Genomic DNA, 15,246 nt, shown 5'->3' on the forward strand with positions numbered 1-15,246 from the left:
CTAGAGCTAGCAGTATTCGAACTAGTAGAAGGTTGTTCACCTCATAAGGGTCGTTGCTTGATTAAATAAAGCGGTAAGTTGCTCAGGATTATTAAGGTCTATATATTTTGGCATTCCTGTAGGTGGAGTAAAATCATTATAAGAAATATTTGATTTTTCATCAAATTTGAATGTTCAGTAGGCTTATGCTATTCTAGCTAACTCCAAAAGCTCATCATCAACAAATTCTTGATGTTTTGCAGTTGCATATTGTGTACATTTGGATTATTTTATAATTACCTGGAATAGCATATAAACCGTATTCTCCTTGATTTGCTTCTTCTAATACGAGATTAAATATTTCTGATTTAATTTCATATTTTTTGTTGCCTATAAATTGTTCTCTAGAAGTTTCAGTATCCCTTGTGCTGTATCTTAATTTTTTAGTCTCTTTTTAAAACTACAAAAATCTATAATTGATGTTTTAGCATGCTCTAATACGGCTTTTATAGCTTTTCATTGATTATTAGCTTTTTCATAGTGTTTTTTACATTGTCCTTAACTTAGCATTTTATTTTTACATTGCTGCTCATCTTTAATAGCATTCTCAGCCTATTTAGCAAGTTGAGTATATGGTTCTAGGTCTCCTACTGCATTAAATATGGATACATGTTTACCTAGATAATCTACTTTTATCATTATTTCAGATAGATCAAATTTTTGCACTAATTTCGGTAATGCAACAAAAAATTCATCATAATATGGTTTTTCTAAATTCCATTCACTTGCATTTTGTTTGATTTCATTTATAGTGTCTTGACTAAAGTTATATAATGAATATTTATTCATAATTTGACCACTTTGTAATTATTGGTTTAATTTATATTTAAAAACCACAAAATGTGGTATTGTTTTAAAATGCTTTAAATACTGATAATAAACATTTTTTGATAATTGACTGAATAAATAAAAATGTTTATTATCAATTAAAATTAATATGTAATAAGTATATTTTATGAAAGTCGTTAGCTCATTAAAATCATTAAAAAAACGTGATAAAGATTGTCAGATCGTTAAAAGAAGAGGAAAAATTTTTGTGATAAATAAAAAGAAAAAAAGATTTAAAGCAAAACAAGGTTAATACTATGTATATTTAAAATTTAAAGAGTTATTGTTGCATTTTATTATGGATTAGTGTACTCACCAATCAAAATAAAATCTAATTCCTAAAATATACACAATATAATAATAGCAAAATGGCCGGTCACTCAAAGTTCAAAAATATTCAGTATCGTAAAGGTGCTCAAGATAAAAAAAGAGCAAAAATTTTCACTAAATTAATTCGTGAAATAGTTACTGCAGCTAAAACCGGTTCTTCTAATAACCCTGAAAATAATCCACGTCTTAGGAATGCTTTAACTGCTGCACGTAGTCAAAATCTCCCAAAAGAAAGAATCGACAAAGCTATTAATAGTGCTAATGATGCTTCTAATACTGAAAATTATATGGAAATTAGATATGAAGGTTACGCACCTAGCGGTATTGCTATAATAGTTGAAGCTTTAACCGATAATAAAAACCGTACTGCTGCTGAGGTACGCTCTAGTTTTACTAAATATGGTGGGAGTTTAGGTGAAACCGGTAGTGTTAATTATTTATTTAAACATTGCGGCGTTATTCAATATCTAAGTAATATAGTATCGAGTGAAAATATTTTAGAAGCGGTTATGGAAGTAGATGTAGACGATATTACATCTGATGATACCATCCATACAATCTATACGGATATTGAAAATTTTTCTAAAGTTCTAGAATTTTTAACTGGCAAATATGGCATACCTGAAGACTCTTATATAGGCTGGATTCCATTAAATACAATAATTATAGATGATAAGGAAAAAGCTGAAAAGTTACTAAAGCTTGTGGAAGTTTTAGAAGAAAGCGACGATGTGCAAAGAGTTTTCAGTAATTATGAGCTATCTGATGATGTTTACGCAATAATACAAGGAGCATAATGACTTATAACAATGCAAATTATCAAATAATTATTTTAGCAGCCGGTAAAGGCACTAGAATGGAGTCCAGTTTACCGAAAGTAATGCATAAAGTCGGTGGAGTTCCAATGCTTGAAACGGTATTACAGAATTCGCTCGAAGTAACAAATAATGTAGTTATAGTTTATTCAGAGGAACTTAAAAAATATTTAACGCCCTATGAGAATATGTGTCGCTTTGTACTGCAAAAAGAACCTAAAGGTACAGCTCATGCTACTTATGCAGCAATAGATTTAATTGATGAAAATAAAATAATATTAGTTTTATATGGTGATCATCCCCTTATTACTCCAAAACTTATGCATGAATTAATAGCTTATTTAAACCTTACTAATTCTGCATTAGTGACTTTAAGTTTTGAGAGCAAAAATCCTACTTGGTATGGTAGAATAGTTACTGATAAAAACGGTGATTTTTTAGAAATAATCGAGTATAAAAATGCAAACGAAGAAGAGAAAAAAATAAAGCTTTGTAATTCGGGTATTATGGCTTTCAGTAGAGGCATTTTAAATCAATACTTACCTTTGTTTGCTACTAATACTACCGGTAATAAGGAAGTTTATTTAACTGAAATAGTAAAAGTATGTAAAAATCACGGTGAAAAAGTTTCATATTTATTATCTACTGATCATGATTTAATTGTTGGTGTTAATAATAAAAATGAGCTAGAGAAAGCCAATAATATTTTTTCTAAAAATAATTGTTAAAAAAGTCTTAAAAAGTGTTCTATGTCATTTCTGTGGAAGCAGGAAGCCAGCATTTGTTTTTGTGTCATCACGTGTGGGCTTGACCACAAGGATTTCGCATCACATGCTGTGTCCTAAGATACCGCGATCAAGTCGCGTGTGATGTAATTGGATTTTCACTTTAGCGGGAATGATATAGAAGCCATGCAACAACACCACAAATCTTGGAGAGATGGCCGAGCGGTTTAAGGCGCATGCCTGGAAAGCGTGTTCACGACAACGTGTCGGGGGTTCGAATCCCCCTCTCTCCGCCAACTCTAGAAAAAGTTTGTCACTTCTTGCAGTTTATCGAACGGAAACGCCAAGGAAGGAGTAATCAAGGTGTCCGCCTCTCGAACTTAGGTTCATAAAATATAAAATTTAAACATTCTCTTTTTTTGTCCATTGTCCATTGTCCAACCTGTAAAGGTTTCATCACATTTGTCGTTACATGTATAAAATCTAAAAGCTTCTTAGAAAGCTTATCATTTATAACGTCATAACTACTCATTAATTGATTCAACTCATATTGACGATCTTTTAGCTCTGTTTTTATAATAAAAATAGTTGTATTATTATCCATTTCTCTATTATAGCTACAATTTTATCTAATATAACAGATAATCAACTAATCTATATAAGCTATGGTTATGATGTGTAATAAGTGGAAATAAACTAAATGAATTATTTATTAAGTTAAAGAGTAGCAATTATAAATATTATGGTGACACTGGTTTTGATTTATTTTGTCCTATATGTACTCATAAAGATAACTTTAGTTGTTCATGTGATAATTGCAAGAAAGCTATAAAACTGCAAAAACAAACTAAAGAAAAAATAAAAGAAACCTTATTAAAGGTCTTGTAGTAATTAGTTCTTCAAGTCCTCTTGATACCTTTAAGTTTTATGAAAAACAAGAATTACAAATATATTCCATAGAAAAAATAGTATGGGAGCTTTTACCGTACATAAATATTAAGGCAAAGCAACAATATTTAGATGATGTAAAAAATCTTGTTAAAGGTGAGTGGTCTTTATCATGGACAAATGGTATTGCTGAGATGTGGCAACCAATTGCTAGCTATAATAGGAATGATTATATTTCTGCAAAAAGAATAAATTACTCGCATGAAAGAAATATGTTTATTGGCAGTATTTTAAAGAAAAGCTAATAAAGCAATTGCAGAAGATTTGATAATCTAATTTAGAATTAGGAGATGAATATTATGAAAATGTTATGTCGACTGAGTATAGTAAATGATTATAATAAATATTCTTTTTTTATTTTTTATTAGTTATCTCTTTTACTTCTTTCCAAAGTTGCAATATAAACTCTACTGATTAACCTTACAGATTTGGTAGGTGATGCTTTTCGGTAAGCATTTTTATTGCTTTCATACGCTTACTAAATTTTTCATTTGTTAGCTTAAGCGTTTCTTCTACGTCAAACCCTGAAAAATACATAGTAAAATTGTCGTATGGAACATCGCCTATTTTCTTCCTATACTCTTTCCAGTGATTCGGCTCTTTTATCTCTTTGCACTCATTTATCACCTGCTCTAATTTTAATATTATATCATAATCAGACCAATCAAAACCATGTAGCCCCATGCATCTTTTTCAAGCAGAATTTTGTATAGGAAAAAATTGATAAAATTATATTGGAATAATCAGGTTTAAAATAATTAAACGTAAAAGTTGGAATAATGGGGAGTAAAAGTTATAGAAAATTTTTCTAAAGATTTATAAAAAGAATTACCTGAAATGAAAGGATTATATTATCAAAATATTTCTTATATGAGGCAATTTGTTGAAGAATATCAAGAACAGTAAAGCCTCCAACAGGCTGTTGGAGCAATTTCTTGGGGACATAATATAAACACATGAAAAGCACAACATTAGTTTAGCAACTCTCAGTAATATCACAAATATTTTACCTTTGATGACTTAACTTGAGCCTTCTAGTTTAGAAGAATAAATAGTACGTTTTAAGAATTTTATATATGATATATATGTCAACGTTATTGTGGTTTTGCAGCAGATGAATATGATGAGGCGTTGCAGCAAGATGGTTTATATGAAGCTGATAATTATCGTGAAGAAGTTAAACTTGTTCAAGTGAGTGATTATAAAGCCGAAAGAATTATTTTTGAGTTTAGTACTTAAATATACACTACTACAACTTTATCTCGGCTTTTGTTAGGTCTTTTAAAGTACGCGATCCAGTGCATAGCATGGTAATCTTAAGCTGCTTAATTATTAATTGTATCTCTTCGGACACTAAGTATTCCGAATTATCTACCGCTTTTAATAATTGACCGGCAAGTCCAAAAATATTAGCTCCCATACGAATTGCTTTTGCACCGTCAATACCCGATTTTAATCCACCGCTAGCAATAATTGAAACATTTTTTGAAATTTCCCGTACCATCTTAAGAGAATCTAAAGTCGGGATTCCCCAGTTAATAAAGCTACTAGCAATACGGTTCTGTAATGAATTTTTAGCACGATAAGCCTCAACTTGACTCCAGGACGTTCCTCCGCTCCCTGCAATGTCAAGAGTTTTAACTCCTACATCAATAAGGCTTTTAGCAACTTGTTTAGATAAACCGTATCCTACTTCTTTAACAATTACAGGGACAGAGAGGTAATTAATCACTTCTCTTATCTTAGGTAAAAGATTTGCCCAATTTCTATTACCTTCTGGCTGAGTTAGCTCCTGCAATACGTTCAGATGCAGGATTAAGGCATCGGCTTTGGTCGCATCAACTAAATACTGACATTCTTTCGGTGTTACTCCATAATTAAGCTGTACTGCTCCGATATTGGCTAATAAAAGGATATCAGGAGCAATATGCCTTACTGCAAATGTCTTGATCGTATCTGCTGCTGCTAACAGAACCCTCATAGAACCGAGTCCCATAGCAATACCGGCTTTTTGGGCTGCTTCTGCAAGTCGATAGTTAATATCTCTAGCTCTAGCCGTGCCTCCAGTCATACTAGAAATGAGAATAGGTGCTTGTAAAGCTTTTCCGAGGAAAGTAGTAGTCGTATCTATATTATCGTAGTTAATTTCCGGTAATGCGTTGTGAATAAATTGAATAGATTCAAAACCGCTTTTAAGTGTAGATTCAATGTTTTTTGTAAGATTAATTTCAATATGCTCTTGTTTTCTTTCTATGTCTAAATCCTGATTTTTTAGCATTTTACTCACTAATTCTTTTTTATATTTAATCTATATTAATATATCTAGTTTTGCAAAATATATTTGATATTACCTAAAAAAATGTGGTTTTATAGATTTATTACTTTATCCTTAGCAACTAGTTTTGCTTTATCAATAATCTTATTGACTAATAATGGTAGATTAAATTTCTTTAACTCTATAGAATAAAGGTCTGTACTACTATGTAAATTTTACTTAATTTAATAACTTAGCAGGCTTTGTGTATTATCTATATAATTCTTTTTTTGCAAGTCATCCTCTTAACTTATGCAGTACTGCTACTAATGCACAGATTGTATTAAAGGGTATCTTTAAATTATATACTATATTTTGTATGAGATTATTATTAATGTATTCCACTTGGCTTAACTTATCTGTTGTGTTTTGTAGTTTTGCTTTACACCTATATTGTATCATAATAATTTCCTGCTAAATGGTTTATGTCATCTTTCTTATTAGATTCTGATACAAATGATGGCATTAATGTAACAGATATTGGTGATAATTGGATTTGCCAATTATGTTTGCGAGTATTCTCAAGCTGATTGTTATCTTGTGTTTGATCTTTGTTATCAATTATTATAATGTACCCCTTGCTATTTTGGTTATAAAAATGTTAGCATAGAGGTTAAATGTTGGGATTTCATAGTTTTAACTTAATCTCTATGCTTGATACTATACTTATGTAACATCACCTAACAGATATCCTAACTATTTTTGGAAGTACAGAGGATCTAAGAGCTTTTTTAACAGATTTTTATACAATTGGGGTAAACAGCTGCATAACTAAGACACTCCTAAATTACACTGTGTTGGTTCAACTCTTGATCCAAAGTAGTATTAATTACAAGACATCATAAATACCTTTGAATACAGCATTGTGTTGGCATTTAAGCCTACTTTTTGATATAATTTTTAGTAGAAATAAAAAGATAAATTAATGATTATATCAATAAAGAATTTATATAAACCATAACCATTCTTGCAATGGGTTGGTGGTAAAAATCGTTGATCAACTAGTTAAATTTATTCCTGCGAATTAAGTAACTACTATGCACCATGCCTTGGTGGTGGAATGGCCTTATGCTTTCACATTAGGGATAAGTTTAAACAATGCTATTTACCTGATATTAATCTAGAGCTAGTTACCAGCTACAACATGATAAAGAAGAATCCTGATGAAATTAGTAAATTACTAGACTCCCATAAAGAACGACATTCTAAAAAGCATTATTACCAGGTTAGAAGTAACAATGATAGTAATGATCCAGTAACCACTACTACAAGATTTATATTTATCTATCTTAATAGATATTCATTTTAAAGGCATTTACCAGGTTCATATCAACGGGAAACCAGCTCAAACTGTCTCTGGCAGGAATTATAGTAAATTTGATATTGCTTCTGTGGATGATGGTAGCTCATCTTGATCAATTTTGTTAAAAATTTCACTAGATCTAGATTTATTAGATATACCTTTATCATCTATATATATTATATATATTTTGTCATCCAAATTTTTTTGGGGTTGACACCAAATTTCTTTGGGCTTTACCCTAAACTTTCTTGGAGCTAAAAAAATCTTTATCATTTCCGTGTGGTATTTTGCTAGCAGCAGCTTGAAAATTTCTAACTAGCTTAATATAAGAAGTATTATAGCATTTAATGCCATATTTATAACTATCGTCGCTCTCCTTTGTACACTTCAATAAAAAGCCACTCTTTTTAACTAGTAAGCATTGTCTTACAGACATACTCCTAGAGACTCTTTAAAGAACTGATATGTTTCTTGGAGTTCAGCGATACTATTGTTTTAATAGATTTACATGTGAAAGAGTATTAGAGATAGAAGCTGCCTTAAGGATTACTTAATATCTACCATTATGAGATGCAAGATAACCCCATTCAGTGGAGATAAGGTTATTTCATGTGGTGGAGCCAGGGGGGATCGAACCCCCGACCTCTTGAATGCCATTCAAACACTCTACCAACTGAGCTATGACCCCAATAACAGATTAATTGCCTTATACCATAATAATCAAATTAAATCTATAATATTTTTTGTAAAATCTAATTTTGACCTTTTAATATGGGACTATTAATAATTGATAATTAAAGAGATTTATAGACAAAAATTAGTAAGATGTTTGCAGCTAAAAAGCATGTAATTAACTTTAAAATTATTTTGTTAATAATCCCGTAGCATTTCTAGAAGAAATTATATTATCTACTATTCCAAATTTTTTTGCTTCTTCCGGTGACATGAAATTATCGCGTTCCATGCTTTTTTCGATATGTTTTACATCTTGTCCGGTATGTTTACTGTATAATTCGTTAAGTAACCTTTTGATTTTTAGGGTTTCTTGAGCATGAATTTCTATATCGGTAGCTTGTCCTTGATAACCTCCTGACGGTTGATGGATCATAATACGGCTGTGAGGTAAACTATAACGCATTCCCTTTTCGCCCCCGCAAAGTAAAAATGAACCCATAGAACAAGCTTGACCTATGCATAGTGTAGCCACTTTAGGCTTTATATATTGCATTGTGTCATAAATAGCAAGACCTGCGGTTACAACGCCTCCAGGGGAATTGATATACATATATATATCTTTTTTAGGATTTTCTGCTTCAAGAAACAGTAATTGTGCAACGATTAAGTTTGCCATATGATCTTCAACAGTACTACATACAAAGATTATACGCTCTTTTAACAATCTTGAATATATATCATAAGCACGTTCACCACGTGATGTTTGTTCAATTACTATCGGTACATACGACATTAATATTTTCTCCTGAAATTGATGAGTTAAATTAAAAGTGTGTCATATCGTGATTTATTCACAGGATTCAAAGAAAGATTAAACAAAACTGGATACTGTGCTCAATCCACAGTATGACAAATTGGACAAAAAAGCTTCTACTTCTTATCTTCTAAAACATTAGCAAGTATATCTCCCATATTGGTAGTATTATCACTGGAACCATATTCTTTGAGAACTGTTTGACGTTCTGCTATTTTATGAGCTTTTACCGATAATAAAATTCTATCGGTTGATTTCTCGATAGAAATAACTTTTGCTTCTATTTCTTCATCTACTTTAAACATTTCAGGTTTCTGCTCATCTTTTTCATCTGATAATTCAGTACTTTTAATAAAACCTGCTACTTCATTGTTTAATAGTACTTCGAGTCCATCATCTTTAATTGCTGTTATCAAACCTTTAACTATTGTGCCTTTCTTATATTTGTCACTGATTTCTTGATATGGATTTTGTGACAATTGTTTTATACCTAAACTTACTTGTTCTTTTTCAATATTAATAGCTAAAACTTTGCATTCTATTTCATCACCTTTCTTATATGATTTTAGCAGGTCCATTCCCTTATTGTCCCAGCTAATATCACCTTCATGAATCATGCCGTCCATATTATTACCAAGTGCAACAAAAATACCGAAATCCGTAATATTTCTAATCGGTGCTTTAATTACAGTACCGACAGGATTATTTTCGGCAAATTTTATTAAAGGATTTTCTTGGCATTGTTTAATACTTAAAGAAACACGATGCTTTTCAGTATCAACCTCTAAAACTACAAATTCTACTTCTTGTCCTATAGTTAGAGTTTTTCTAGGATTTTGATTACATTTTAACCAACTAATTTCACTTGAATGTACAAGCCCTTCAAGTCCGTCTTTTAATTCTATAAATACGCCGTAATCAGCAAAATTTGTAACTTTACCGGTCATTTTTTTACCGACAGGGAATTCTTCTTTAATTACTTCCCATGGATTAGAATCAAGTTGTTTTATACCAAGTGATATCCTTTTGGTTTTTTCATCAAACTTAATAACCATTACTTTAACCTTTTGATTAAATTCTAACACTTCTGAAGGATGGTTAACCCTTCCCCAAGAAATATCGGTTAAATGTAATAAACCGTCAACGCTGCCAAGATCGATAAATGCACCGTAATCAGTAATATTTTTTACGGTTCCTTCTAAAATCATTCCTTCTTTAATTTTAGACAACATCTCGTCTCTAGCTTCAGCACGTGACTCTTCTAATATGGCTCTTCTAGAAACGACTATATTACCAAGCTTTTTATCCATGCTTAAAATTTTAAACGGTTGCTTGATATGCATTATAGAAGTAGGATCTTTAATAGGTCTCACGTCAACTTGGCTTCCCGGTAAAAATGCTACTACACCGGATAAATCTACGGTAAACCCTCCTTTCACGCGACCGAAAATCGTACCATCGACAAACTCGCCCTTAGAACACATAATTTCTAGTTGTCCCCATAATTCTTCTTTAACTGCTTTTTCACGGCTCAATATTGTTTTACCGTTACGTCCCTCAATTTTCTCGATGTAAACTTCCACTACGTCCCCAACTTCAGGTAAAGATAGAAATTCAGACTTAAGTATTCTACCTTCATTCTTTAATCCAACGTCAACAATAACCATATCGTTTTTTATTTCGATTACTTGACCTTTAACTACCGTTTTTTCTTTTATATGACTTGTATCAACGGTTTCAAGCATTTTAGACAAATCTTCTGCAAATTCGTAGTTAATTGCTGCAAGTTGTGGAACAAATCGTTGTTTTAGTTTTATTGACATATTTTTCTCGTAATATTAGCTAAAGTGCTAAACTAATACAAATTTTTAAAAAGGTTAATAAAATGATATTGTAAAATAAATAATGACTATAATATATAATTTATTTGGCAATACCAATAAAATTGAATAAAACAACCTAGCACTTTTTCAAGTTATTTTATTATTTGCATATAATGAGTTATTTCTTCTACGACTTCTATAGCTGAAAGCTTTGAAGTATCGATAATTAAAGCATCTGAAGCTGGTAATAACGGTGCTACTTTTCGTTCTTTATCTCTTTTATCCCGCAAAATGATTTGCTGTAAAATCTCATCGAGTATACATGCTTTTCCTTTTGCTTGCAACTGCTTATATCGTCTTTCAGCCCTGATGTCCGGATTTGCAGTTATAAAAATTTTTAAATCGGCATCAGGTGCAACAACGGTTCCTATATCCCTACCCTCCATAATAATTCTTGGCGTTGTTTTTACTAGATTAATCAGATATTTGTTTAGATTATTTCTAACTTCACTTATTACGGCAATTTGCGATGCTATATCTCCTATATTCTCGTTCTCTAAATCAAGATTATTATCGAGTTTTAATCTTTTAGATAAAGCAATTACTGCATCGATATCAGTGATATCTATTTTTTGACTAATACAGTCAAAAGTAAGCTGCCTATAAACAATACTTGATTGAAAATATTTAAGAGAAAATTTCTTTGCAAGCATTAAACCGATAGTCCCTTTACCTGAAGCAGCAGGACCATCAAGAGAAATAGTAAAATTTTGAGAAATATCAAAGGCTTTAGTTTTTAAATCCATCATAAAATTATAGGCTATCCACACCAATGGCAAATTATATTTGTTAATTTGCTACCACATAAAAATTGTAAAAATTGTGGGTTGATACTAGTCTTTATCCCGATTTCAAAATAATATATTAATATTCAATATTTTAATCGAATAGCGCATTATTGCATAATCCACTATTCACATAAATTCAATTCAATAATAAAATATTATAAGTAAAGCTTGAAATCTAGTACATTATGCAATAAATATAGAATTTAAGGGTGATTAGCTTAGTTGGTTAGAGCATTACGTTGACATCGTAAAGGTCAGAGGTTCAATCCCTCTATCGCCCACCACCTTATCTCCTAGCTTTTTTTAATATACCGATTTTGCCTCCATACTCCTTATGCTCACTATATGCTCATCGCATTTTACTAATGATTGTGCAACACATAATTTTGATTATCAAAAGCAAATAATTTTCTATAATTTTGTTGGCAATTTTATTCCTCCTGAATGGAGTAATCTCTCATATCATAACGGAAAAATATTAAGTAAAACTGCAGACAGCTTCTATCTCTAATAGTCTTTCGCTTGCAAATCTATCATAATAATAGCATTGATGAACTTAAGGAAACTTATCATTTCTTTCAAGAAGAACACTTAGGTGTTTGTCAAGAACGTGTAAGACAATATATATTTGAGTTACAAAAAAGTGGCTTTATTCAAGTTTACAACGCAACAGTTGTTAAATATGGCATTAAATGCCGTAATAATCCTTGTATTAAGCTAGCTCGAAATTTCCAACCTGCTTCTAATAAAATACCATCTAAAAATGAAAAAATTTTGACTCAACCCCAAAAAAGTTTGGACCACTCTCTATATATAGATAATAATAAAAATATATCTAATAAATCTAGATATACTGAATCTACAATTTTGCAAAATGAAAAAGATAAATGCAGTCAAAATGCAGAAAATTAGTTACAACAACAAAAACTTGAAGCAAATTCACAATGTAATAGCATAAAACCAGTACACGATGAACAACAAGGCGATAATATTAGTGCATATCTAGAGCACTGATAGCATACCAGGAGCTACACAAATTAACACTACACTGCAAGTAGTTATTGATAAAATCTCTAAACAATATAATTCTACTTCTACAGAATCAAGCACTAATAATAATGCTGGTTCAAAAGACAAAAATTAATAGATTTTTATCCATTAAGTCGTCAATAAGATGGCAATTTACTCTAGATAAAATCAAATAGAGCATTTAATCTTGATTCTATCAATCAATTGCTCTTAAAGCTTGCAGGAAAATATTCTCATCATCATTTTGGTCATAAGAAAGTCCTGATGGATTATATGGCTAAGGCGTTATTGCAAACAAGCACAACTGAAACGTAAAATAATCGGCGTTTTTGATTCTGATATAGCTTATGAATTACTAAGCTCTTGCTGCTTTATTGGCATAGTTGATAATTAATATAAGATAAAACTGTTAAACATATTAAGCTTTCAGAAAATACACAAGATCAGATACTACAGCAAGTACAAATGATCTATGGCAATAGTATTGGAAAGTTGCACATTATAGCATTTACTGAGCTTGAGGCAAAGCAGAATAATACTGAAGATGAAACGCAAAATTATTTATCACAGCTCAGTAAACAATTTAATCCTGATACAATATGGTACAGGGTGCGGTATTCAGTGTTATAACAAACATATTGATTCTAGTGTATTCAGTAAATTAGTAGTGACAGAAGAAGATATAGATAATAAGAAACTAATCCTTAAATTTCCACATCAGCTTTCTATGATTACTATGTGAGAAATAATTGTATGCAGGATTTAGATAAGGCTTTTAAGGCTCAAGTTTTTACTTTTGAATTGATGAAATTTCAAAATAATTAAAGCTGTTTTATAATTTAGAAAATAATAATAGCTAACTGATTGAGTTATGGTAGATTTCAGTACTTACAGATAGAGGAACAGAATATTGTGGAAAGGTAGAACGTCATGCTTTTGAGTTATATTTGGCTATAGAAAATATTGATCATACTAAAACTAAAGCTCGTTCCCCTCAAACTAATGGAATATGCGAAAGATTACATAGAACTTTGAAAGATGAGTTTTATGATATTGCATTCTGTAAAAAGATTTATAACTCATTAGAGGATTTACAGATTGACTTAGATCAATATTTAAACAAATATAACAATACTAGACCTCATTCTGGAAAGTTCTGTTACGGAAAAACTCCTATGCAAACTTTTAAGGATAGCATCAAAATTGCTAAAGATAAGTCTATTAATTCTTACTTATCTGACAGCTCTTTTGCTGCTTAATCAATCCGTGTCTATCAGATCAAGTATATGGGCTGTTGAAAAGTATTGTTATACCCATATTTTCCATAGTTCATCACTGAATTTTGCTAAATAAACTCATGTTAATATAAAACAAGAGTTTATGTTTTATAATACATTTAAATCATTTTAGAGTTTTTCAACAGTCCGTATAGTGTTTTACACATTATACTTGATTACTAATGATTTAAACTTAGAAGCTTCATGTTTCTACGAACTATACCAAGTTTTAGGAGTAAGATTCTTTCAAATTATCTATGTGAGTACTTTAGTAAAAAGTACATTGATAGTAGAATTTTAGTTGTTGCTAAACAAAATATCAAATTGGCTTAATTAATCCTTGAATTTACCTTTTAGATAATGGTAAAACAAAGATTGATAACAATGTTATGTTGCTGAACAAGCACAGTGGTAGGTATGAAGTACTAGCTTTTGTTTGGTGGGTCATACGGTGGTGGGAAAATCACAGATGATATATATTATATATCGAAAGATATAGTATTACTTAGGAGTCTGTCTTGGCAGTAGATTGATAACAAAAATAATGCACTAATTCATAACATGAAGTTTAAAATCTACATCCAAAAACAGTAATTTTTTCTAAAACTTATAAATTTTTAGACATTAAATACCTCAAAAGTGACATGTTTAAGTACTATCTAATTATTCAATTAGTCTTTTAAGACAGGTTCTTAGAAAATTTAGGTAAAAAGTATTAAAAATAATTAAGGTTGATAATTATTATGAAAGATTTAAAAAATTGGCAAGATGAGTTTGAGGTATGTATTTATGCTAAGAAGCTACTGGATAAAGTAATATATTTAAATAGTATAGTAAAAGTACCACCAGTGGATGTGTTGGAGGTAAAGAAAGCTATATACTATGCAAGGAAATATCATGGCGGTCAAATGCGTCAATCAGGAGAGCTATTTTACTCACATCCGATAGAAGTAGCATATATGGTATCTGATTACTTATTTAGAACAGATATATTAGTAACTAGTATATTGCATGATACTATAGAGGATACAGAACTTACCAAGGAGAAAATATTACAAGAATTTGGAAAGAATATAGCCAATCAAGTAATGGATTTAACGAGGATTAAGGAGAATGGTATAAAGATTAGTTCTGCTGAAATGGTAGAGATGTTATACAAAGAGAAGAAACATGATGTACTTCTGATTAAGCTATTTGATAGACTGCATAACATACAGACAATAGGTGCTAAATCTCCTGAAAAAGCTAAGAAAATTGTAAATGAAACTTTAATAAGTTTTATTGTTTTGATGCCTTACCTTGGAATTCCATCATTAGAAAAACACTTTTATCGATTATGTTTACATGCTACACATAAAAATAGATTAAAGGAAAATACATTATTTACTAATAATCTTAGAAAATTTTGGAGTTATTTTAAACACAACACTGAATCTATAAATATAATTTAGCATACTACTTGATTATTTATAGAGTAG

General features: G+C 30.6%; 14 protein-coding genes, 3 tRNA genes and 2 pseudogenes. 9 read left to right on the forward strand and 10 right to left on the reverse strand.

Translation table 11 applies throughout. From position 1 onward, the window contains the following. Positions 1–591: 591 nt before the first annotated feature. On the reverse strand, positions 592–828 hold the full coding sequence (locus A1E_RS02325; protein WP_012148644.1) for a hypothetical protein: 237 nt from the start codon (positions 826–828) through the stop codon (positions 592–594). Positions 829–994: 166 nt separating this feature from the next. Between A1E_RS02325 and ykgO the strand changes: the two genes are divergently transcribed. From ykgO to A1E_RS02345, 4 genes are all read left to right on the forward strand, one after another. Further along, the gene (gene ykgO, locus A1E_RS02330; RefSeq protein ID WP_012148645.1) at positions 995–1,120 is read left to right on the forward strand and encodes a type B 50S ribosomal protein L36; all 126 of its coding nucleotides are present in this window, start codon (positions 995–997) and stop codon (positions 1,118–1,120) included. Positions 1,121–1,235: 115 nt separating this feature from the next. Continuing rightward, positions 1,236–1,994, forward strand: a complete 759-nt coding sequence (locus tag A1E_RS02335) for a YebC/PmpR family DNA-binding transcriptional regulator (RefSeq protein ID WP_012148646.1) — start codon at positions 1,236–1,238, stop codon at positions 1,992–1,994. Further along, complete coding sequence (locus tag A1E_RS02340) at positions 1,994–2,740, forward strand: sugar phosphate nucleotidyltransferase (RefSeq protein ID WP_012148647.1); 747 nt, start codon at positions 1,994–1,996, stop codon at positions 2,738–2,740. The genes A1E_RS02335 and A1E_RS02340 overlap by 1 nt, the downstream gene beginning before the upstream one ends. A gap of 205 nt (positions 2,741–2,945) precedes the next feature. After that, a tRNA-Ser gene (locus tag A1E_RS02345) sits at positions 2,946–3,033 on the forward strand. Between the two features lie 62 nt (positions 3,034–3,095). On the opposite strand, the gene A1E_RS02350 is transcribed toward A1E_RS02345, so the two are convergent. The 3 genes from A1E_RS02350 to fni form a co-directional block, all read right to left on the reverse strand. After that, entirely contained in the window at positions 3,096–3,341 is a 246-nt protein-coding gene (locus A1E_RS02350) for a hypothetical protein (RefSeq protein ID WP_012148648.1), read from the reverse strand. 764 nt (positions 3,342–4,105) lie between these two features. Then, positions 4,106–4,369: a nucleoside triphosphate pyrophosphohydrolase family protein gene (locus A1E_RS02355; protein ID WP_012148650.1), complete on the reverse strand. Its 264-nt coding sequence runs from the start codon at positions 4,367–4,369 to the stop codon at positions 4,106–4,108. A 565-nt stretch (positions 4,370–4,934) separates the two neighbouring features. Further along, complete coding sequence (gene fni, locus A1E_RS02360; RefSeq protein WP_012148652.1) at positions 4,935–5,963, reverse strand: type 2 isopentenyl-diphosphate Delta-isomerase; 1,029 nt, start codon at positions 5,961–5,963, stop codon at positions 4,935–4,937. Between the two features lie 1,003 nt (positions 5,964–6,966). Between fni and A1E_RS07435 the strand changes: the two are divergent. Continuing rightward, positions 6,967–7,390, forward strand: a pseudogene (locus tag A1E_RS07435) (DNA adenine methylase); the annotation flags it as partial. Here A1E_RS07435 and A1E_RS06145 read toward each other — a convergent pair. The 5 genes from A1E_RS06145 to cmk form a co-directional block, all read right to left on the reverse strand. Next, the gene (locus tag A1E_RS06145) at positions 7,366–7,575 is read right to left on the reverse strand and encodes a hypothetical protein (RefSeq protein ID WP_012148654.1); all 210 of its coding nucleotides are present in this window, start codon (positions 7,573–7,575) and stop codon (positions 7,366–7,368) included. The pseudogene A1E_RS07435 and the gene A1E_RS06145 overlap by 25 nt on opposite strands. A 339-nt stretch (positions 7,576–7,914) precedes the next feature. Continuing rightward, a tRNA-Ala gene (locus A1E_RS02370) sits at positions 7,915–7,990 on the reverse strand. A 174-nt stretch (positions 7,991–8,164) separates the two neighbouring features. Then, entirely contained in the window at positions 8,165–8,770 is a 606-nt protein-coding gene (gene clpP / locus A1E_RS02375) for an ATP-dependent Clp endopeptidase proteolytic subunit ClpP (RefSeq protein WP_012148655.1), read from the reverse strand. Between the two features lie 137 nt (positions 8,771–8,907). Then, positions 8,908–10,614 (reverse strand): 30S ribosomal protein S1, encoded by a 1,707-nt coding sequence (locus tag A1E_RS02380; protein ID WP_012148656.1) that lies wholly within the window; start codon positions 10,612–10,614, stop codon positions 8,908–8,910. Positions 10,615–10,766: 152 nt separating this feature from the next. Further along, positions 10,767–11,423 carry a (d)CMP kinase gene (cmk, locus tag A1E_RS02385; protein ID WP_012148657.1) on the reverse strand — a complete coding sequence of 219 codons (657 nt, stop codon included), beginning with the start codon at positions 11,421–11,423 and terminating at the stop codon, positions 10,767–10,769. Between the two features lie 246 nt (positions 11,424–11,669). On the opposite strand from cmk, the gene A1E_RS02390 reads away from it, so the two are divergent. Beyond that, positions 11,670–11,746, forward strand: a tRNA-Val gene (locus tag A1E_RS02390). A gap of 238 nt (positions 11,747–11,984) precedes the next feature. Then, the gene (locus tag A1E_RS06810) at positions 11,985–12,374 is read left to right on the forward strand and encodes a hypothetical protein (RefSeq protein ID WP_012148658.1); all 390 of its coding nucleotides are present in this window, start codon (positions 11,985–11,987) and stop codon (positions 12,372–12,374) included. Positions 12,375–12,464: 90 nt separating this feature from the next. On the opposite strand, the gene A1E_RS07100 is transcribed toward A1E_RS06810, so the two are convergent. Further along, complete coding sequence (locus tag A1E_RS07100; protein ID WP_269146063.1) at positions 12,465–12,599, reverse strand: hypothetical protein; 135 nt, start codon at positions 12,597–12,599, stop codon at positions 12,465–12,467. 770 nt (positions 12,600–13,369) lie between these two features. Here A1E_RS07100 and A1E_RS02400 point away from each other — a divergent pair. Further along, positions 13,370–13,735 (forward strand): annotated as a pseudogene (locus tag A1E_RS02400) (integrase core domain-containing protein); the annotation flags it as partial. A 776-nt stretch (positions 13,736–14,511) separates the two neighbouring features. Next, a complete protein-coding gene (locus tag A1E_RS02405; RefSeq protein ID WP_012148662.1) occupies positions 14,512–15,219 on the forward strand; it encodes an HD domain-containing protein in 708 nt (235 codons plus the stop codon). Positions 15,220–15,246: the final 27 nt, after the last annotated feature.

The sequence above is a fragment of the Rickettsia canadensis str. McKiel genome (genome assembly GCF_000014345.1).
Taxonomy (GTDB): domain Bacteria; phylum Pseudomonadota; class Alphaproteobacteria; order Rickettsiales; family Rickettsiaceae; genus Rickettsia; species Rickettsia canadensis.